This is a genomic window from Gordonia sp. Z-3, assembly GCF_036233855.1.
Taxonomy (GTDB): domain Bacteria; phylum Actinomycetota; class Actinomycetes; order Mycobacteriales; family Mycobacteriaceae; genus Gordonia; species Gordonia tangerina.
The window spans coordinates 36,613-55,810 of record NZ_JAZARS010000021.1 but is presented as its reverse complement, the minus strand read 5'-3'; the positions used below and the strand labels follow the sequence as shown (position 1 = coordinate 55,810).

Annotated in this window: 17 protein-coding genes; 4 read left to right on the top strand and 13 right to left on the bottom strand. The window is 67.3% G+C overall.

The window, feature by feature from the left end; translation table 11 throughout:
- Nucleotides 1-18 precede the first annotated feature (18 nt).
- From VX037_RS21010 to VX037_RS21000, 3 genes are read left to right on the top strand one after another with little or no spacing between them, the layout of a single operon-like run.
- Nucleotides 19-1,050, top strand: coding sequence for an LLM class F420-dependent oxidoreductase (locus VX037_RS21010; RefSeq protein ID WP_328715782.1), 1,032 nt, complete (start codon nucleotides 19-21; stop codon nucleotides 1,048-1,050).
- Nucleotides 1,051-1,058: 8 nt separating this feature from the next.
- Nucleotides 1,059-1,973 (top strand): DUF1295 domain-containing protein, encoded by a 915-nt coding sequence (locus VX037_RS21005; RefSeq protein WP_328715781.1) that lies wholly within the window; start codon nucleotides 1,059-1,061, stop codon nucleotides 1,971-1,973.
- Nucleotides 1,970-3,148 (top strand): FAD-dependent oxidoreductase, encoded by a 1,179-nt coding sequence (locus VX037_RS21000; RefSeq protein WP_328715780.1) that lies wholly within the window; start codon nucleotides 1,970-1,972, stop codon nucleotides 3,146-3,148. The genes VX037_RS21005 and VX037_RS21000 overlap by 4 nt, the downstream gene beginning before the upstream one ends.
- Here VX037_RS21000 and VX037_RS20995 read toward each other — a convergent pair.
- The 8 genes from VX037_RS20995 to VX037_RS20960 all read right to left on the bottom strand — a co-directional run bounded on the left by VX037_RS20995 (nucleotide 3,145) and on the right by VX037_RS20960 (nucleotide 10,044).
- Nucleotides 3,145-4,791 (bottom strand): FAD-dependent oxidoreductase, encoded by a 1,647-nt coding sequence (locus VX037_RS20995; RefSeq protein WP_328715799.1) that lies wholly within the window; start codon nucleotides 4,789-4,791, stop codon nucleotides 3,145-3,147. The two genes, VX037_RS21000 and VX037_RS20995, sit on opposite strands and share 4 nt — an antisense overlap.
- A 102-nt stretch (nucleotides 4,792-4,893) precedes the next feature.
- Nucleotides 4,894-5,553, bottom strand: coding sequence for a VOC family protein (locus tag VX037_RS20990; RefSeq protein WP_328715779.1), 660 nt, complete (start codon nucleotides 5,551-5,553; stop codon nucleotides 4,894-4,896).
- Complete coding sequence (locus tag VX037_RS20985; RefSeq protein ID WP_328715778.1) at nucleotides 5,550-5,957, bottom strand: hypothetical protein; 408 nt, start codon at nucleotides 5,955-5,957, stop codon at nucleotides 5,550-5,552. The genes VX037_RS20990 and VX037_RS20985 overlap by 4 nt, the downstream gene beginning before the upstream one ends.
- A gap of 97 nt (nucleotides 5,958-6,054) precedes the next feature.
- Nucleotides 6,055-7,020: an oxygenase MpaB family protein gene (locus VX037_RS20980; RefSeq protein WP_328715777.1), complete on the bottom strand. Its 966-nt coding sequence runs from the start codon at nucleotides 7,018-7,020 to the stop codon at nucleotides 6,055-6,057.
- Between the two features lie 130 nt (nucleotides 7,021-7,150).
- Nucleotides 7,151-7,399: a DUF3263 domain-containing protein gene (locus VX037_RS20975; RefSeq protein ID WP_372475150.1), complete on the bottom strand. Its 249-nt coding sequence runs from the start codon at nucleotides 7,397-7,399 to the stop codon at nucleotides 7,151-7,153.
- A gap of 237 nt (nucleotides 7,400-7,636) precedes the next feature.
- Complete coding sequence (locus tag VX037_RS20970) at nucleotides 7,637-8,491, bottom strand: adenylate/guanylate cyclase domain-containing protein (RefSeq protein ID WP_442903727.1); 855 nt, start codon at nucleotides 8,489-8,491, stop codon at nucleotides 7,637-7,639.
- A gap of 57 nt (nucleotides 8,492-8,548) precedes the next feature.
- Nucleotides 8,549-9,715, bottom strand: coding sequence for a DUF475 domain-containing protein (locus VX037_RS20965; RefSeq protein WP_328715776.1), 1,167 nt, complete (start codon nucleotides 9,713-9,715; stop codon nucleotides 8,549-8,551).
- Nucleotides 9,712-10,044: a hypothetical protein gene (locus tag VX037_RS20960; RefSeq protein WP_372475152.1), complete on the bottom strand. Its 333-nt coding sequence runs from the start codon at nucleotides 10,042-10,044 to the stop codon at nucleotides 9,712-9,714. The genes VX037_RS20965 and VX037_RS20960 overlap by 4 nt, the downstream gene beginning before the upstream one ends.
- A gap of 176 nt (nucleotides 10,045-10,220) precedes the next feature.
- Here VX037_RS20960 and VX037_RS20955 point away from each other — a divergent pair, with 176 nt between their 5' ends.
- Entirely contained in the window at nucleotides 10,221-10,565 is a 345-nt protein-coding gene (locus VX037_RS20955; protein WP_160902307.1) for an RNA polymerase-binding protein RbpA, read from the top strand.
- An 81-nt stretch (nucleotides 10,566-10,646) separates the two neighbouring features.
- Here VX037_RS20955 and VX037_RS20950 read toward each other — a convergent pair whose 3' ends face one another.
- The 5 genes from VX037_RS20950 to cobN all read right to left on the bottom strand — a co-directional run bounded on the left by VX037_RS20950 (nucleotide 10,647) and on the right by cobN (nucleotide 19,172).
- Entirely contained in the window at nucleotides 10,647-11,471 is an 825-nt protein-coding gene (locus tag VX037_RS20950; protein WP_442903726.1) for a polyprenol monophosphomannose synthase, read from the bottom strand.
- An 87-nt stretch (nucleotides 11,472-11,558) separates the two neighbouring features.
- Complete coding sequence (lnt, locus tag VX037_RS20945; protein ID WP_328715794.1) at nucleotides 11,559-13,205, bottom strand: apolipoprotein N-acyltransferase; 1,647 nt, start codon at nucleotides 13,203-13,205, stop codon at nucleotides 11,559-11,561.
- A gap of 32 nt (nucleotides 13,206-13,237) precedes the next feature.
- Nucleotides 13,238-14,878, bottom strand: coding sequence for an amidohydrolase (locus VX037_RS20940; RefSeq protein ID WP_287015810.1), 1,641 nt, complete (start codon nucleotides 14,876-14,878; stop codon nucleotides 13,238-13,240).
- Nucleotides 14,879-14,914: 36 nt separating this feature from the next.
- A complete protein-coding gene (locus tag VX037_RS20935; RefSeq protein ID WP_328715775.1) occupies nucleotides 14,915-15,418 on the bottom strand; it encodes an FxsA family protein in 504 nt (167 codons plus the stop codon).
- 133 nt (nucleotides 15,419-15,551) lie between these two features.
- A complete protein-coding gene (cobN, locus tag VX037_RS20930) occupies nucleotides 15,552-19,172 on the bottom strand; it encodes a cobaltochelatase subunit CobN (protein ID WP_328715774.1) in 3,621 nt (1,206 codons plus the stop codon).
- Between the last annotated feature and the right edge of the window lie 26 nt (nucleotides 19,173-19,198).

The following is a 19,198-nucleotide window of genomic DNA, read 5'->3' as shown; positions in this document are numbered from 1 at the left end:
TCTGATGTGGGGAGCAGCATGAAACTCGGGTTACAGCTGGGATATTGGGGTGCACAGCCGGCAACGAACCATGCCGAGCTGGTCCGGGCGGCCGAGGCCGCCGGATTCGACGCCGTCTTCACCGCCGAGGCGTGGGGATCGGATGCCTATACCCCCTTGGCGTGGTGGGGATCGTCAACCGAACGCGTCCGGCTCGGCACGTCGGTGCTGCAGCTGTCGGCACGTACCCCGACCGCGTGCGCGATGGCCGCACTCACCCTCGACCACCTGTCCGGTGGCCGCCACATCGTCGGGCTCGGTGTGTCGGGTCCGCAGGTTGTCGAAGGTTGGTACGGTCAACGATTCGCCAAGCCGCTCGCGCGAACCCGTGAGTACATCGACATCATGCGGCAGGTGTGGGCCCGCGAGGCGCCGGTCACCAGCACGGGCCCACACTATCGGTTGCCGCTGACCGGGGACGACGCCACCGGACTGGGTAAACCACTCAAGCCGATCACGCACCCGCTGCGTGCCGACATCCCGGTGATGCTGGGCGCCGAAGGCCCCAAGAACATCGCCCTGGCAGCCGAGATCGCCGACGGCTGGCTGCCGCTGTTCTACACGCCCCGACTCGCCGACACCTACAACGAGTGGCTTGATGAGGGATTCGCACGGCCGGGGGCCTGGCGCACGCGCGCCGACTTCGAGATCTGCGCCACCGCCCAGATCGTCATCACCGACGACCGGGCCGCCACCTACGAGGCGATCAAACCGTTCCTCGCGCTCTACATGGGCGGGATGGGCAGCGAGGACACGAATTTCCACGCCGAGGTGTATCGGCGGATGGGCTACGCCGACGTCGTCGACGAGGTGACCGCGTTGTTCCGCAGCAACCGCAAAGACGAGGCCGCACAGGTGATACCCGACGAAGTCGTGGCCGATTCGGCCATCGTCGGTGACATCGAACACGTGCGGTCGGAGGTCAAGCGGTGGGAGGCCGCCGGCGTCACCATGATGCTGGTGTCGCCCGGCAGCGTGCCCGAGATCGAGCAACTGGCGACGCTCATCTGAGCAGCCAGATGTCGCGCCAATCGCCGTCGGGTCGGGTCACCGCACTCGTCCGGGTCACATTCGCCTACCTGCTCGCCATCGCGGTCGCGGTGCTGTGGTTGCTGTGGGGACCCGCGACCGGTGTGTTGTGGCTCGATACGTTGATCGCCGACCTGCTGGCCACGGTCGTCATCTTCGGTTTCAGCCGGGTCCACCACAACAGCAGCTTCTACGACGCGTACTGGAGCGTGATCCCGCCGCTGCTGCTCGGGTACTGGTGGTGGCAGTCAGACCTCGGCGTCGACGATCTCCGCACCTGGCTGTTGTTCATCGTGGTTGCGGTGTGGGCGGTCCGCTTGACCGCGAACTGGGTCGGTACGTTCCCCGGTCTGCACCACGAAGATTGGCGCTACGCACAGCTGCGCGCCGACGCCGGTCGATGGGAGCTGCCGGTGGACCTGTTCGCCATCCATGTGATCCCGACCCTGCAGGTGTTCGCCGGGATGGTGCCGGCCTATGTTGCAGTCACCCACCCGGCCCAGGGCCCGACCTGGTTGGTCGTCGTGGCGTTCCTGGTGGGGTTGTCGGCTGTCGGACTCGAGACGATCGCCGATGGGCAGCTGCGCCGGTTCGTCCGGTCCGCTCGCGACGGCGATGTGATGGATCGTGGCGTCTGGGGATGGTCGCGCCACCCGAACTATTTCGGTGAGTTCTCGTTCTGGTTCTCGCTCGCGCTGTTCGGGGTGGCGGCGTCTCCGGCGGACGCCTGGTGGCTGTTCATCGGCGCCGCGGTAATGCTCGCTCTGTTCGAGGGCGCGAGCATCCCGATGATGGAGCAGCGCAGCCTCGCCCGACGACCCGGCTACCAGTCGGTGATCGACCGGGTACCGCGGTTCGTGCCGCGGCCACCGCGCGCGGGCGGTGCCGTGCGGACTCGCCGATGAGCGCGCACCGACGGCGACCGCGGGTCGTGATCGCCGGCATGGGTGACAGCGGGTTGCTCACCGCGCTCCATCTGGCGCGTGGCAGATCGCCGGTTCCGTTGTCTCGGTCCGGTTCTCGGGCGGCTATCGACATCGTCGGGATCTCGTCGAAACCCGGGCTGCTCAGCGGACAGGAACTGGGCACCCGGATTTCGCGACCCGACGTGTGGAGCCGCGATTATTGGATCGGGTTCGACCGCTTTCGCGGACTCGACCGGGTGCGGACCGTGCACGGCACACTCGTCGGTCTCGACACCGGTCAGCGGCGGGTGGAGGTTGTGCGCAGCGACTGCTCGACCGTCGCCGAACCCTACGACGTGCTGGTGATCTCCACTGGGGTGCGCAACGGCTTCTGGCGGCAGCCGACGCTGCAGACCGCGGCCGACATCGCCGACGACCTCAGGCGGACACATGCACGTCTGCGCGCTGCGACGAGCATTGCGGTGATCGGCGGTGGGGCGGCCGCGATCAGCAGTGCGGCCAACGTGGCCGCGGTATGGCCCAACAAGAACGTGCACCTGTACTTTCCGGGCTCCCGGGCGTTACCCGGTCATCATCCGCGGGTGTGGCAACAGGTGCGGGCCCGACTCGAGGGCTATGGTGTCGAGCTGCACCCGGGGCATCGCGCCCGACTTCCCGCCGGCTCCGGGATCGACCACATCGGTACCGGACCCGTTCACTGGAGCACCGGTCAGCCATCGGCACATGCCGACGCCGTTGTCTGGGCGGTCGGAGCGGTGCGTCCGAACACCGAGTGGCTGCCCGCCGATCTGCTGGATGAACACGGGTTCGTCCGCGTCGACGACGATCTCGGCGTGACCGGGCACGAGCGCATCTTCGCGCTCGGCGATGTGGCGGCGACCGATCCCCTGCGCAACTCGGCACGTAACCGGGCCGACCGACTGGTCGCACACAATGTGCGCGCCACACTGCGCGGCGGCCACCGGCGCCGTTATCGTCCTCGACAGCATCGCTGGGGGTCGGTTCTCGGTGTCCAGCGCGACGGACTGGAGATCTTCACCCCCGATGGTCGAGGGTTCCGGCTGCCCGCATGGTCGATCGACACCGTCCTGCAGCCTTGGATCGTCCGCCGCGGAATCTATCGCGGGGTGCGCGATCAGGAGTGGGAAGTCTAGGACGTCTGCGCTTCCCGCAGAGTGGCCAGCCAGGTGTGCACCAGCGGGACGACGCTGGCCCCTTCCCCACTGGCGGCGGCGACTCGCTTCATCGACCCCGAACGGATGTCGCCGGCCGCGAACAGGCCGGGTTCGCTGGTGGTCAGTTCGGCAGGCGGAACGTCGCCAGGCCACCGCTGCCGGGGTACGTCGCGGCCGGTCAACACGAACCCGTCATCGTCACGCTCCACCACCTCGGGCAGCCAGTCGCAATGTGGGGAGGCACCCAGCAGCAGGAACAGTCCACCGGCCGCGCAGCGTTGCTCGCGTCCGGTGCGATTGTCGCGCAACATCACCCACTCCAGCCTGCCGGAACCACCACCGTCGACGACCTCGCTTGACCCGCGCACGGTGATGCGTGGATTGAATGCGATCTCCCCGACGAGGTAGTCCGACATCGTCGAACTCAGATCCGGACGCCGCACCACGATTGTGACCGAGCGCGCATGGCGCGCCAGGTGGATGGCTGCCTGACCGGCGGAGTTGCCGCCGCCGACCACGAAGACATCCTGCCCGTCCATCTCGCGTGCGGCGCTCATCGCGGCGCCGTAATGGACGCCGACACCGACGAGTTCCTCCAACGCGGCCACGCCGAGGCGTCGATAGGCGACGCCCGTACTGATGAGGACCGACCGAGCGCATACCTCGCCGCCGTCGGTCACGAGACGATAGGGCGCCAGCGCCTCCTCGATCAGCAGACGCTGCACCGGCCACCCGGTCAGGAACCGCGCGCCGAAACGCAGCGCCTGCGTCCGTGCCCGCTGCGCGAGTCGCATCCCGGAGATCCCGCGCGGGAACCCGAGATAGTTGCGGATCATCGAGCTGGTACCTGCCTGCCCGCCCACCGCCTCCGACTCGATGACGACCGTCCGCAATCCCTCGGAGGCGGCGTACACGGCGGCTGCGAGACCGGCCGGCCCGGCCCCCACCACGGCGAGGTCGACAACGGTGTCAACCGAGATGTCGGAGGGTCGGCCGTAGAGCAGCACCGCGACGTCACGGACCGACGTCGGCGCGATGACCGAGGTGGTGTCACCGCGCAGTGAATGGACCAGGGTGTCGGGAACGGGTGTGCGCGAATCGGTCCGGCTGAACAAGTCGATGGTGGCGCGGCCCTCCGGACTGTCCGGCATGTGCGTGCGGTACGGCATCCCCATCCGGTCGAGGAAGTCTCGGATGGACATGGTGAGCGCCGTGAGTTCGGTGCTGACGATCCGGATGACCTCCACTTCCGGTGCGGCGACCGTTGCTCCCCAGTCGGAGAGCAGTTCGGTGATGGCGTAGTGAAATTCTTCGTCGCGCGGGCCGCGCGGGATCAACAGAAATGTGTCGAACTTGCCCTTTTGCAGTGCGGGCCGCAGAGTCTCGGATCGCTCCATGAACACCGACCAGTGGATGCCTACCACTCGACGTGCGGTCGGCACGATACTCCGGAAGGTCGCGAGTGCCTCGAGCAGGTTCATGTCGGGCAATTCAGACTCGACCACGATCATCGCGATGTGCCGCCCGTCGCTACGCAGCCTGCTCAGCTGGGTGATCGCCTCGATTGCCGATGCCGCACAGGTGATGTCGTAGTCACGACGGTAGCGGTCGAATTCGCCCATGAGGGTCGCGGCATGGCCGGAGGCCACCACGACGATCGATGGCGCACGTGAGTTGTCCGCAGCTGGCGTGGTCACCGAACCAGTCTCCCACCGACGGGGCGGTCAGGTCGGGCCGATCACCACGGTGCGGGTGGCCAGTGCGCGATCGCGGACGGTGAACAACCGCGTGCCGGGTTTCTGACCGATCCGGATCTCACTGATCGCCATGCCCACCGAGGTCAACCGGTCGTGGGTCACCGCGATATCGGGGGCAGACCACGCGAGGCCCCACAATCGGCACGTGGGCCCGTGGGCCGGATCGGCTCCGACCACGACCTCGACGACGAGATCGGCGGCGCGAAAGAACAGTTGGCGAGTATCGCCGCCGATGTGGCGATCCAGGCGGAAGTCGAGGTCAAGGGTGGCGCCGAAAAGCGCGAGCGCATGATCACGAGTCGGTGCTGTGAAGACGAGATGATCGAGCTTGGGGATGTCGGCATCCGGCCACAGCGGTAGGTCGATCCGATCGGTCACGTCGACGGGTTCGTCAGGGTCCAGGCCTCGGCGCTTGGTCAGTCGCTGCGCGTCGGCGAGATCGTCGACGCCGAAGCTCACCCGGTGTCCTGCTGCCCCATGTCCGTGAACCCGCAGCGATCCGTTACCGAACCCGAACGCCCCGTCCGTGGACCCACGACCCAACAGGGACGTGTACACGGCGTGGGTCGCAGCGACGTCCGGTGACATAAGGTCGACGTCGACGCCGGTCGGCGGTGCTCCGTTCACGGCCGCAGCTTACTGGTGATGTGCCATGCGCCGCAGACACATCGGTAGCACCGCAGCGTCGGCCCGGAGCCGGTGTGGCGGCGGACGGCAACGATGCTCTCGCGGGCGAGTACGTCGGAGGCAAAGGCCACCTTGTCCGGGGTGGGGCACGTTCGCGGTGGGGCCGCTTTCGAGACGCCGGCGCGCCGACGCTTGCGAGCCGGAGTCGCGGCGGTTCGAGCTTCGATGGCGCGATAGAAGTTCTCGAGTTCGGCGTCGGTGAACGACGAGGACTCGGGCTGCCGGCCGTTGATGTCCTGCGGTTTCGACGGTTCGGGTCGCACTGGACGACCCGAACGGCGCTCGTCGGTGCGCTGCTCGATCTCACGATAGAACGCCTCGAGATCGTCGTCGGAGAACGGCACCCCACGAGTTTAGTGCGCCGCGCGCGCAGATCACCGTGTCAACTGATCACCGCCGCCCGGCCCATGGCTGCCGGTCGAGGCGATCCCGCATGTTGGCTCAGCCGGCGGCTCTCGCCACCTTGTAGGCCGCTCCGGCACCTTCCCGCTGCTTCATCTTCACGATCGCGTCGTGGTGACGTCGCGCGTGGTAGGCCAGCGGGAAGTAGGTCAACCGCTCGGGCAGTACGCGATAGGCGGCGCGAATCGCCGCGTGGATGCGCTCGAGTTCGCGCTGTTCGCCGTCGGTCCAGGTGACACCGAGGATCTCTCGGATGCGTGGGTCCATCACGCCGATGGTGGTCAGATAGTTCAACTTCTGGGCGGGCACCGAGGCATAGCGTGCGATGGTGTTGGCGAACCGGACCAACGGTGCGGGGACCGTGCCGTCGAGCCGCGGCGCCGTCTGCATCTGGCGGACCAGTTCCACCGCCGTCGGGTGGGCGACCAACACGTTGTCGATCATGTTGTCGAAGTAGGGGGTGAACTCCTCGATCGTCTGCGGGAACCCCTTCATGGGCACCTGCACGATCTTCGCGATCCGGACGTTGTCGCGGTACACCTCCTCCTCTTCGACCGGGGTGAACTCGCGACCGAGGACAAGCGGTGCTGCCGTCACCGACGTCGGAAAGGCAGTGGCGATGACCCACTGATAGGCCTCGGGGTTGAGCGCGCTGATGTGCTTGCCCTCCGCGTTGCGCATCTGTAGCGGCTGATGCATGCGCCGCAGCCGTTTGCCCTCCTCGATGGCCTCCTGCCCGCCATACACCCAACGCATGACCGAGTCGATCGACCGGATGGCCCTACCCATCGGGTCTGTGCGGTACACCGAGTACTTGCCGACGACGTCGCCGATGACCGGATGCATCACCTGCATCACGAACGCCGCACCGTTGACCGGCAGGAACGTGTAGCGGCCAACGAGTTCGGCGGTCAGTGAATCGGGAGAAATGAGTTCGATCTCGTCATCGCCGTGCGATATCACCGGTTCGTCGGCCAGCATCGGGGACGGTTGGGTGATTGTCATGTCGGACCTCCACGCGTTCTGACTCGTCTCAACGAGCGACCTCATTCTGAGGACTTATGTAGTCAGATTAACGTGTGAGCTCGCCCACGTCGACACCTTTGCGAAAAAGGTTGCGCGTTACTCGGTCAAGTCAGCGGGCCATCCAGCGCCGTCGTCGGATGACACCGCGCATCCGACGCAGCTCTCCGGAGGTCAACGTCGCGGGCGGATCGTCGGCGACGATGCGGTCGACCTCATCGAAGAACTCCCTATCGGTGAGTCCGAACTGTTCGGCGATGGCGCTCGACGAGCCACCGCCGAGTTGATACCAGTGCTTCTCGAAGTCGATCATTTTCTGCTGCTTGTCGTGCGGTGTGTCGAGCCGCTGCTTGTCGCGCACTGTCACTCTGCCCCTGAGATATCGCCGGAGAATCGTCGAATGGAACCGGCACCCGCGCTGACTGTTCAACACCGGCCGTTCGACGCCTGTCGCCCATATTGTGCCCTCGGATGATGGCGTGTGTCACTGCCTGGAATCAACGGGACGTGAATGTCGCGTGGCGTGTCGCCGCAGGGTCGGACATTTCCCCCGAAACGTCCAAAAGTCCGCGCGCACCGGATATTTCGTTCGCTCCACTCACTGCTCGTAGCGAGGGACCACCGCGTAAACGACGAGATCCGATGGAACGCCCTTGGCTTTGAACCGCCGCTTGCGACGGTGGTAGCGTTCGGCGTCCGCGTTGTTCAGGGTCGCATCACTGGCGAACAGTTCGCCGGGTCCCGCGGCATCGGCCACCCGGGCCGCGATGTTGACATCGACGCCGATGAAATCGTCCCCCACCGCGCGCGGGGTTCCGGTGTGCAGACCGGCGCGCAGTTGTGGCCGGTAGCTGTCGATGGTCAGCGCGCTCACTGCGCAGATGGCCTCGTGGGCTGCTTCGATCGCCTCGGTGCCGTCCAGGAACACCGCCATCGTCCCATCGCCGAGGTACTTCACCACACTGCCACCCCGCGCGGAGATGACAGATTCGGTCACCGCGTTCACCTCGGACAACAGCCGCAACACCTGGTCGTCGCCCGCCCCGAGAGCCCACGTGGAGAAACCGACCAGATCGGTGAACAGGATGGTTGCGGGCACCGGTTCGCGCCCCCGGCCGCCGCGTCGGGCGAGCATCGTCTGCCACACCTGCAGCGCACCCAGGCCCAGTTCGCGAATGACGCTGGGCTGCTCGGGACGAGCCTCGTTGATCAATCGGGCCAGGCGATCGGAGGTCCGGCCCCCAACCTGCGGTGGCGAGCCGGGCAGCAGACCGCGTGCCGCACGCGCCGCCCGAACCGCTCGGGCGTTGGCATCAGAACGAGCCAGTGCGTCGGCGGCACGGCGTGCAGGCCCAAGGTTGCCCGAATGCCGCGTCGAGGAGGTCGCCGTGATTGCGTCGGTGGGGTCGGCAGCATCGCCGTGCTCGTCGCCGGCATCGTCGGTCCGCGTCACGTGGGCCAGTGTATTCCGCCGGCCGTAGGGCTCCGCCCGGATGTGGGTCACGGGCGGTCAGTGGGTGCCGGCAGCCTCGTGATCGGAGCGGCGGCGGCCGTCACGGCGGTTCGCGCGCACACTGCTCGCCATCGCAGCGCCGATGAACGCCACTCCGACCAAGCCCGTGACCACCTCGTTGACCTCGATCTGGATGCTGAGAAGAAGGATGACCGCAAGTGCCCCGATCGCCCAGTGCGCGCCGTGCTCCAGATATCGGTACTGGCCCAATGTGCCCTGCCGAACGAGATAGATGGTGATCGAGCGGACGAACATCGCGCCGATGAACCCCAGCCCGAGCGCGATCAGGATGGGGTCCGGGGTGATGGCGAACGCGCCGATGACTCCGTCGAACGAGAACGACGCATCGAGTACCTCGAGGTAGAGGAACAAGAAGAATCCGGCCTTGCCCACCGCCACCGTGGTGGGGTGGGGATCGCGACCCGTACGTGTCGACATATCGGTATCCATCGCAGACGTGTCGCCCGGCCCGTCGTCAGGCGAACCGCCGAACACACCGGGTTGGCGACGTTGGAACAACGAGCTGAGGCCATCGACGAGGAGGTAGGTGACCGCTCCCAGTAGACCTGAGATCAGCACGGTGGCCCGTGTGTCGTCAGGTGACAGATACTCTGCCACCACCACCAGAACCACCATCGCGATCACGACGGCGAGCTGATCGAGACGACCGAGCTGCCCCAGTGGCCGCTCGATCCACGACAGCCACGTCAGGTCACGGTTGCTGAGAACGAAATTGAGGAACAGCAGCAGCAAGAACATGCCGCCGAATGCGGCGATCTGCGGGTGGGCCTCCAACAGGATCGCCTCATAGCTCGGGCTGCCATCAGGGAAATGGTCGGCGCCATCGGGCGGCGGATTCATCGCGAGCCGGAACGCCTCGGCCGGGGCGAGGCCCCCGGTGATCCAGACGATGGCCAGCGGGAACAGCAGACGCATGCCGAACACGGCGATCACTATGCCCACCGTCAAGAACATCCGTTGCCAGAACAGACTCATCCGTTCCAGCACCGTCGCGTTGATCACGGCGTTGTCGAAGGACAACGACACTTCGAGGATGCCGAGGATGGCGCACAACGCCAGTCCGGTCCAGCCCCGGTACAGGAAGGCGGCAGCCAATGCGGCGAGACTGACGAGAACCGACAGCCCGAAGACCCGGACGATCACCGCAGGCGCTCGGCTTCGCGGGCCAGGCCGAGCAGGTCGTCGGTCAGCGATTGCAGCGTCGGGGTGTCGGCGCATTCGGCCACAGCGGTCACCAGGTCCTCGGCGGCGCAGCGTAGCGCGAACATGCGGTCACCGAATGCGTCCGCCTCGGCCGAGGTGAGGATGACCGCGTCGTCGGGAATAGAAGTGCCCTGTGTGAGCGCTCTTTGTTCGTAGGCACGTTGCCTACACGAACGTTTGCAGTACTTGCGGCGACGACCGAGGTCGGAGTCGATCATGCTGCGACCGCACCACGCGCAGGAATAGGGCCGTCGGCGGGGGTCGTCCACGGAGTAGACCGTACCGGGGCCCGTGGGCGGGTGTGGGACGTGGCGTCCCCGCCGATCGGGGCCGAACGCGTAGAATGGTCGTGTTCAGCGCCGGTTCAGCCCGGATCGCCGTGCGTGAATGTCACGCGCGGGGGTCTGGCTGCGCCCGGACCGACGAGATGTTGAGAGGAAAGTCAATGGCAGATCGAGTGCTACGGGGTAGCCGACTCGGTGCGGTGAGCTACGAGACCGATCGCGATCACGACCTCGCCCCACGACGCATCGTCCAGTACCGGACCGACAACGGTGAGATCTTCGACGTCCCGTTCGCCGACGACGCCGAGGTGCCGTCGAAGTGGCCGTGCAAGAACGGCATGGAGGGCACCATCCTGGAAGGTGCCGAGCCCGAGGAGAAGAAGACCAAGCCGCCGCGCACGCACTGGGACATGTTGCTCGAGCGTCGTTCGGAAGAAGAGCTCGAGGTGCTGCTCAACGAGCGTCTCGAACTGCTCAAGCAGCGGCGCAAGGGCGTCACGAACTGATTCGGTACAGACGACACGCAACAGAGGGCCGGGTGATGTTCACCCGGCCCTCTGTCGTTTCTGTGCACTCGGTTGGTTCGGTCAGCGGCGCAGACCGCGCAACCGTTCGATCCGGCTCTCGATCCCCCACCGGGCTACCATCACGAACGCCTCGCCCATCACACCACCGCTCATCTTCGACTCCCCGATCTCGCGTTCGGTGAAGGTGATCGGTACCTCTCGGACGTCGAACCCCGCGCGGACGGCCCGCCAGGCCAAGTCGATCTGGAAGCAGTAACCGGCCGACTCGACGGTGTCGAGTTCGATCTTGTCGAGCACCTGGCGGCGGTAGGCACGGAAGCCGGCGGTGATGTCGTGCACCCTGGCACCGAGCGCCAGTCGCGCGTAGGTGTTGGCTCCTCGGGACAACACCTCACGATGACGTGGCCAGTTCACCAACTGGCCACCGGGAACATAGCGTGACCCGATCACCAGATCGGCACCGTCGTTGACGGCGTCGAGCAGGCGGTGGAGCTGCTCGGGAGCGTGACTCCCGTCGGCATCCATCTCGATGATCGTGGCGTAGTCACGGTCGAGACCCCACGCGAAGCCGGCCAGGTAGGCCTTGCCGAGGCCGTCCTTCTCGACCCGGTGCAGCACGTGGACTCGGTTGCGCGCATCCTCGGCGGCGAGACCGTCGGCCACTTCGCCGGTACCGTCGGGACTGGAATCGTCGACCACCAGGAGGTGGATGCCGGGCAGGGCCGCGTGCAGGCGTTCGACGATGACGGGTAGGTTCTCCCGCTCGTTGAAAGTCGGGATCACCACCAGCGCGCGTTCGCCGGACGGGCCGACGACGCCGGGCGCCGTCGCGTCCGCGCCGTTCTCCGGTTGTCCATCACCGGCTGTCGGTTCACCCAATGCCACCGAGCTCCTCATTCAGTCCCGCAGTGGTCGATCCTGTGGTGGTCGATCCTGCGGTGGTTGATCCTGTGGTGTTCGACCGTGGGGCGTTCAACCCTGTGCCGTCCAATTCTGCGTCGCTGTCGATTCCGTTTGCGTCGCCTCGGGTGCTCGTCCACGCGCGCGGCGTGCGCCCGCCGTGAACCACCTCAGAGAGAACCTAGTATGCCGTCTCACCGCGAACAAAAACCCGATGACCGCGATCACGATGGCCACGGCCAGAGGCCAGTCCCCCAGCCGCGTCGCGAGCGTGCGGTCGTCGTGCAACGGAAGCCGACTCGACAACACTGCCGGCGTGAAGATCCCGCTCTCTGCGATGATCATCCCGTCGGGGTCGATGATCGCGCTGACGCCGCTTGTCGCGGCCACGACGGCGGCGCGGCCGTGTTCGACCGCACGCACCTGGGACATGGCCAACTGCTGGTAGGTCATCTCGGTGCGTCCGAAGGTCGCGTTGTTGGTCGGGATGTAGAGAATCTGCGCGCCGTCATCGACCGCCTTGCGCGCCGACCGGTCGAAGGCCACCTCCCAACATGTCGACACTCCGACCTGGACCGATCCCGACCGTCCCGGCACGGTGAGACTCGAGGACCCCGAACCCGGCCGAAAATCACCCGCGAGGTCCGCATACGACGAGAACAGGCGGAAGAAGCCACGCCACGGCAGGTACTCGCCGAACGGCTGGATGATGTGTTTGTCGTACCGGTCGACCGGACCGCGTTGTTGATCCCACACCAGCACCGTGTTCGTGTAGTGGCCGTCGGGGTTCATGACCAGGGTGCCGACCAGGATCGGTGCGCCCACCGACACCGACGCCGCGGTGATCTCTGCCGCCGCGTCCGGGTTGGTGAGCGGAGAGATGTCGGATGCGTTCTCCGGCCACGCCACGAAATCAGGTTGATCGGCGGTACCTGCGCGGACCGCCGCCGCGAGCAGCTCGGTTTGCCGGACGTGATTGTCGAGGACCGCGCGACGCTGGGCGTTGAAATCCAGACCGAGGCGCGGGACGTTGCCCTGCACCGCCGCGACGCGCACCGATGCCGATGCCACATTGCGATCGACGGTGTCCGGTGTCAGCGCGATGGCGGCCACCGGACCGACAAGGGCCAACACCACGGCGATCGCCGCGGTGCGGACGGTGCGGCGGCCATGATGCTCACCGTCGCGAACCGCCCGGATCATCACCTGACACAACCAGACGATCGAGGCACCCGACAACGCGACGGCGGCCGAGAGTCCCGGCGCGCCCGCAACCGAGGCCAACGGCAGCAGCGGGCCGTCGACCTGGCTGAACGCAGTCCTCCCCCAGGGAAAGCCGCCGAACGGGAACGCCGACCGTAATGCCTCCACCAGTAGCCACGACAGGGTGAACCAGACCGGAGGCACGGGTAGCCGCATGCTGACCACGGCGATGAGTCCGAACAGGGCGGTGTAGACGGCCAGGGCGGCGGCGAGCGCGAGCCACGGCAGCGGCCCGACATACACGCCGATCCAGGGCAGCAATGGCACGAAGAATGCCGCTCCGAACACGAAGCCGAGCCACAGTCCGGTACGGGCGCGCGGACGTCCGGTACCGAGAACAGCGGCGAGCAGTCCGAGGCCGACGACGGCCAGGAACCAGAGGTTGCGCGGTGGGAAGGCCGCCCACATCGCGATACCGGCGACCACGGCGACCAGTGTCCGCAGCAGCAGGATCATCCGATCGGAGCCGGGTCGCCACCGACCGCCGGTCACGTCCCGCCGCCGTCGAGGACCCCGATGTCGAACAGCACGTCGTCGCGGTGCACGGTCCGCACGCAGCGGGGCAGGCGCGCATCGGGCGCGATGTCGGGCAGTGCCGGGACCCGCGATCGCGGGTCGGTGGACCACCGCTGCACACTCGCATGCGACCCCGCGACCACGAGATCGTCGATATCCCACACCGCGTAGCTCGCCGGAGCCCCAGGCACCAGGGTGCCGGTGAGCCCGTCGTTGACCCCTGCGGCGCGCCAGCCGCCCCGGGTCGCCGCGGCAAACGCGCCGCGTGCCGAGATCGCATTGTGCGGTTGATGATGATGGACCGCCGCGCGGATCGACGACCACGGGTCGATCGGGGTGACCGGTGCGTCGGAGGAGAACGACAGGACGACGCCCTGCCGGGCGTGTCCGGCGAAGTTGTTCAGCCCCACCGCCCGCGCACGTCCCAGCCGCTGTTCATACAGGTCACCACTGCCGCCCCAGGCCGCATCGAACTGCGGCTGCATGCTCGCGACGACGCCACAGCGCGCGAGGACCGCGGCCTGCTGGTCAGAGACCATCTCGGCGTGCTCGATGCGGTGCGCACATCGCGCCAGCGCCGGAGTGCCCAGTTCGGCGGCGAGTTCGTCGAACGCCGCCACCACCGACGCAGTGGCGGCGTCCCCGATCACGTGGAAACCGGCTTGAATGCCGATGTCGGTGCAGGCCCGGATGTGGTCGCGGATCGTCGCGTAGTCGAGATAGCTGATACCGGTCTGCCCTGGTTCATCGTGATAGGGCTCGGTCAGCCATGCGGTGTGCGAGCCGAACGCCCCGTCGATGAACAGGTCACCGGCCAGCGCGTCGGCACGACTGATGGCCAGGAGCTCGCGGGCATGATCGGCGCTGCCGACCGGCTGACCCCAGTATCGGCGCACTTCCATCGGGTGATCGAGATCGGCGAGGGCGAGGAAGTCGTCGAGCCCACTGATGTCGGGACCGCCGTTCTCGTGAACGGCCACCACCCCGTGTGCCGCGGCATGGTCGAGCGCACGCCGTTGCGCGCGGGCGCGCTGCGCGGCCGTCACCAACTGGCGAGCAGCGCCACGGACCAGATGGTGGGCTTCGGCGACCAGCGGCTCTTCGGGGTGGTAACCGGCGGCATCGGCCAGATCGGGCACCAGGCGTCGCAGCGCGCTCGACGCGACGGCCGAGTGCTCGTCTATCCGTGCGAGATAGGTGGGGAGGTTGCCGACCACCGCGTCGATCTCGGTCGTCGTCGGAAACCGGCGATCGTCGGGATCGGTGCCCGACCACGACGAATCGTCCCAACCGAGACCCCAGATCAAGTCGCCCTCGTCGGTGCCGGCGGCGTACTCGGCCACCCGGCGCAGACAATCCGATCGGTCAGTGGTGCCGCTGAGGGCCAGCCCCGCCAATGCGAGTCCGGTGGAGGTCAGGTGCACGTGGGAGTCGACGAAACCCGGGGACACGAAGCGGCCGCCGAGGTCGATGATCTGTGCATCGGGATGCAACGCCCGGCCGACTTCGTCACTGCCCACCCAGACGACGACGCCGTCGGTGACGGCCATTGCCGTCGCGTCGGGAGCGGACGGCGAATACACAGCTCCACCGAGAAGCAATTCCGTGGTCACGGTCGTCCAGTGTGCCCTGCCACGGGTCGGGACGGGTCAGTGGCCCCGCGGCAGCCGACGGTCATCGGGGTTGGTCGTCGGCGGTGTCGAAACCGTCGCCTCGGAGTCCACCACGGTTCCGTCGACGACAGTGCCACCGCGCACATAGATACCCGAGGCATACAGCCCGGCTCGATCCATGCTCGCGGCGAAACTCTTGGCGCCCGCCGCGGCCACCACCGGGCGCAGGGCCCGCCGCACGGGCGGAATCAGGAGCAGCAGGCCCGCCGCCGTCGAGACGACGCCCGGGATCACCATCAGCATCGTCGCCCCGGCCAGCAGCGCGGTGTCGGTGAGCGGCCCACGTGGGTCCACCTCGTTGCGCGAGGCCCGTCGCAGTTGAGCGAAGACCTTACGTCCCTGCTGCCGCAGGAGCAGCAGGCCCGCCGCGACTGCGCCCACCGTGATGAGCACTGCCCAGCCGAAACCGAGGAAGTGGGTCATCGCGACGAATGCGCCGATCTCGATCGCGATATAGGCGATCACAAACAGCATTCGCATCTTCAGCACTGCCTTCCCGGGACCATCCGCACACCGACCACCCGTCGGTGGGTGTCTCTCTGATGGGTACAACGACGCAGGGCGGTGGTTTTCTCCCGATTCGACCGATTTTCTCGATCCGGAGCGGTCGGCCTCAGCCGTCGCGGCCCTCGATATCACCTTCGGTCTGAAGGTACACCTGCCGCAACCGATCGAGCATCTCTGCCGGTGGCGCCTCCCAGAGATCCCGTTCCACCGCCTCGAGGAGTCGTTCGGCGATGCCGTGCAGGGCCCACGGATTCGACTGCTGCATGAACCGCTGATTGTCCTCGTCGAGGACGTAGGACTCGGTGAGCTTCTCGTACATCCAGTCGGCGACCACATTGGTGGTGGCGTCGTATCCGAACAGGTAGTCCACGGTCGCCGCCATCTCGAACGCGCCCTTGTAACCGTGGCGCTGCATGGCCGAGATCCAGCGGGGATTGACCACGCGGGCCCGGAAGACACGGCTGGTCTCCTCCGACAGCGTGCGCGTGCGCACCGAGTCCGGCCGCGTGCTGTCACCGATGTAGGCGTCCGGATCGTTGCCTGTCAACGCGCGTACCGTGGCGACCATCCCGCCGTGATATTGGAAGTAATCGTCGGAATCGGCGATGTCGTGCTCGCGGGTGTCGGTATTCTTGGCGGCCACCGCGATGCGGCGGTAGGCGGCGCGCATGTCCTCGACTGCCGGAACTCCCGCCAGGTCACGCCCGTAGGCGTAGCCACCCCACTCCGTGTAGACCTGGGCGAGGTCGGCGTCGCTGCGCCATTCGCGGGAGTCGATCAGCTGGAGCAGACCGGCTCCGTAGGTCCCCGGCTTGGACCCGAAGATGCGGGTCTGCGCCCGTCGCCGGTCACCGTGTTCGGCGGTGGCCGAGCGCACGTGGGCCGCGACGAAATTCTGCTCGTCGGGTTCGTCGGCAGCCGCGGCCAGCGCGACCGCGTCGTCGAGCATGGTGACCACGTGCGGAAAGGCATCGCGGAAGAAGCCCGAGATGCGGACGGTGACGTCGATACGCGGCCGACCGAGTTCGTCGAGCCCGATCAGCTCCAGGTCCGACACCCGGCGCGACGCCTCATCCCAGACCGGCATCACGCCGAGCAGGGCGAGCACCTCGGCGATGTCGTCGCCGGAGGTGCGCATCGCGCTGGTACCCCACACCGACAGGCCCACCGAGGCCGGATAGGTGCCGTGATCGTCGAGGTAGCGCGTCAGCAGCGAGTCGGCCAGCGCGCGGCCGGTCTCCCACGCCAGCCGGGAGGGCACCGCCTTGGGATCGACCGAGTAGAAATTGCGACCGGTCGGCAAGACGTTGATCAGACCTCGCAGCGGTGAACCGCTGGGACCGGCTTCGATGAAGCGGCCGTCGAGTGCCCGCAGCACCTGATCGATTTCGCGGCGGGTCTGACGCAGCCGCGGAACCACCTCGGTGGCTGCAAACGACAGGACGTCGGCGACCGCGGCCGGGTGCTCGGCAGCAGCATCGGCGACCGACGCCGGTGACCAGTCATCCTTGGCGCACGTGGCGACCAGCGTGCGCGCGGTGGTCTCGATGTCGTCGACGCTGCCCCGGGCGGCCGAGCCGTCTTCGGCGAGTCCGAGTGCCTCACGCAGTCCCGGCAATGACTGGGCGCCGCCCCAGATCTGACGGGCCCGCAGCATCGCGAGCACCAGGTCGACCTCGTTGTCATCGGTCGGTGCCTGCCCGAGCACATGCAGGCCGTCGCGGATCTGGACGTCCTTGATCTCACACAACCAGCCGTCCACGTGCAGCAGCATGTCGTCGAACACCTCCTCGTCGGGGCGTTCGGTCAGTCCGAGGTCATGATCCATCTTGGCGGCGGTGAGCAGGGTCCAGATCTGCTGACGGATCGCCGGGAGCTTGGCCGGATCGAGTGCGGAGATGTTGGCGTGTTCGTCGAGCAGCTGCTCGAGGCGGGCGATGTCGCCATACGATTCGGCCCGCGCCATCGGCGGGATGAGGTGGTCGACGAGCACGGCGTGCGCGCGGCGCTTGGCCTGGGTGCCCTCGCCGGGATCGTTGACGAGGAACGGATAGATCATCGGGACATCACCGAGTGCGGCGTCGGTACCGCAGTCGGCCGACATGCCCAGCGTCTTGCCGGGCAGCCACTCCAGGTTGCCGTGCTTGCCCACGTGCACGATGGCGTCTGCGCCGAAGCCGTCGATCTCGCCGGGTGCTCGGCCGGTGAGCCACCGGTACGACGCCAGGTAGTGGTGCGACGGAGGAAGATCCGGGTCGTGGTAGATCGCCACCGGATTCTCGCCGAATCCGCGGGGCGGCTGCACCATCAGCACGATGTTGCCGAACCGCATCGCCGCGACGACGATGTCGCCGTCCGGGTTGACCGAGCGGTCGACGAACAGTTCGCCCGGGGCCGGACCCCAATGCTCCTCGACCGCGGAACGCAATGGCTCTCCGAGCGTGGCGAACCACCGGCGATAGTCCGCGGCCGACACCCGGATCGGGTTGGCGGCCAGGGTTTCCTCGGTGAGCCAGTCCGAATCCTGTCCCCCGGCCTCGATGATCGCGTGGATCAGTGCGTCGGAGTCGGCCTCGGCGAGGCCCGGGATAGCGTCGGGTCCCTGACCCGGCCCGATGTCGTATCCCGCGGAGCGCAAGGCGTCCAGCAGATGCAGCAGGCTGCGTGGGGTGTCAAGTCCCACCGCGTTGCCGATCCGCGCGTGTTTGGTCGGATAGGCCGACAGCATCAGGGCGATGCGGCGGTCGGCGGGTGCCGTGTGGCGTAGTCGGGCATGGGCGACCGCGATACCGGCCACCCGCGCGCACCGCTCGTGGTCGGGCTGGTACCAGGGCAGCCCGTCGTCGTCGAACTCCTTGAACGAGAACGGCACGGTGATGATGCGGCCGTCGAACTCGGGTACCGCGACCTGAGTGGCCACGTCCAGCGGCGACAAGCCGTCGTCCGTGGCCGCCCAGTCGGCGCGCGAACTCGTCAAACACAAGCCCTGCAGGATCGGGACGTCCAGCGCGGCCAGGCGCTCGATGTTCCAGGCGTCGTCGTCTCCACCGGCGGCTGCGGTCGCGGGGGTGGCACCGCCCGCAGCGAGCACGGTGACGACCAGCGCGTCGGCGGTACCGAGCAGCTCGATCAGATCGTCGGGTGCGGTTCGCAGCGACGCACAGAAGATCGGCAGCGCCCGCGCGCCCTTGGCCTCGATCGCTGCGCAGAGGGCATCGACGTATTTCGTGTTCCCGGCGAGGTGCTGGGCGCGGTAGTACAGCACGGCAACGGTCGGCGCGCTCGTATCGGGTGTCGCCGCGGCGCGATCGAGCACGCCCCAGGCCGGTGTCTGCGCGGGCGACTCGAAACCGATGCCGGTCAGGAGCACTGTGTCGGACAGGAAGTTGTGCAGGTTGACGAAGTTCGCCACGCCCCCGGCGGCCAGATAGTTGTGTGCTTGCGCCACCACCCCGGCAGGCACCGTCGATCGCGCCATCAGGTCGGGATCGGGCTGCTGTTCACCCGAGCACACCACCAGTGGTTTTCCTGTTGCCGCGACCGCGGCCAGGCCGTCCTCCCACGCCCGGACACCCCCGAGAATCCGGACGACGATGAGATCGGTCCCGGCCGCGAGCTCGTCGATGTCATCTACGAGGATCCGGGAGGGGTTGGCACCGCGCAGCTCCGCGCCGCTCGCGGCAGCGGTGATGAGGTCGGTGTCCGAGGTCGAGAGCAGCAGGATCATCAGATCTCCTCGCCGGGAGGCGCGCC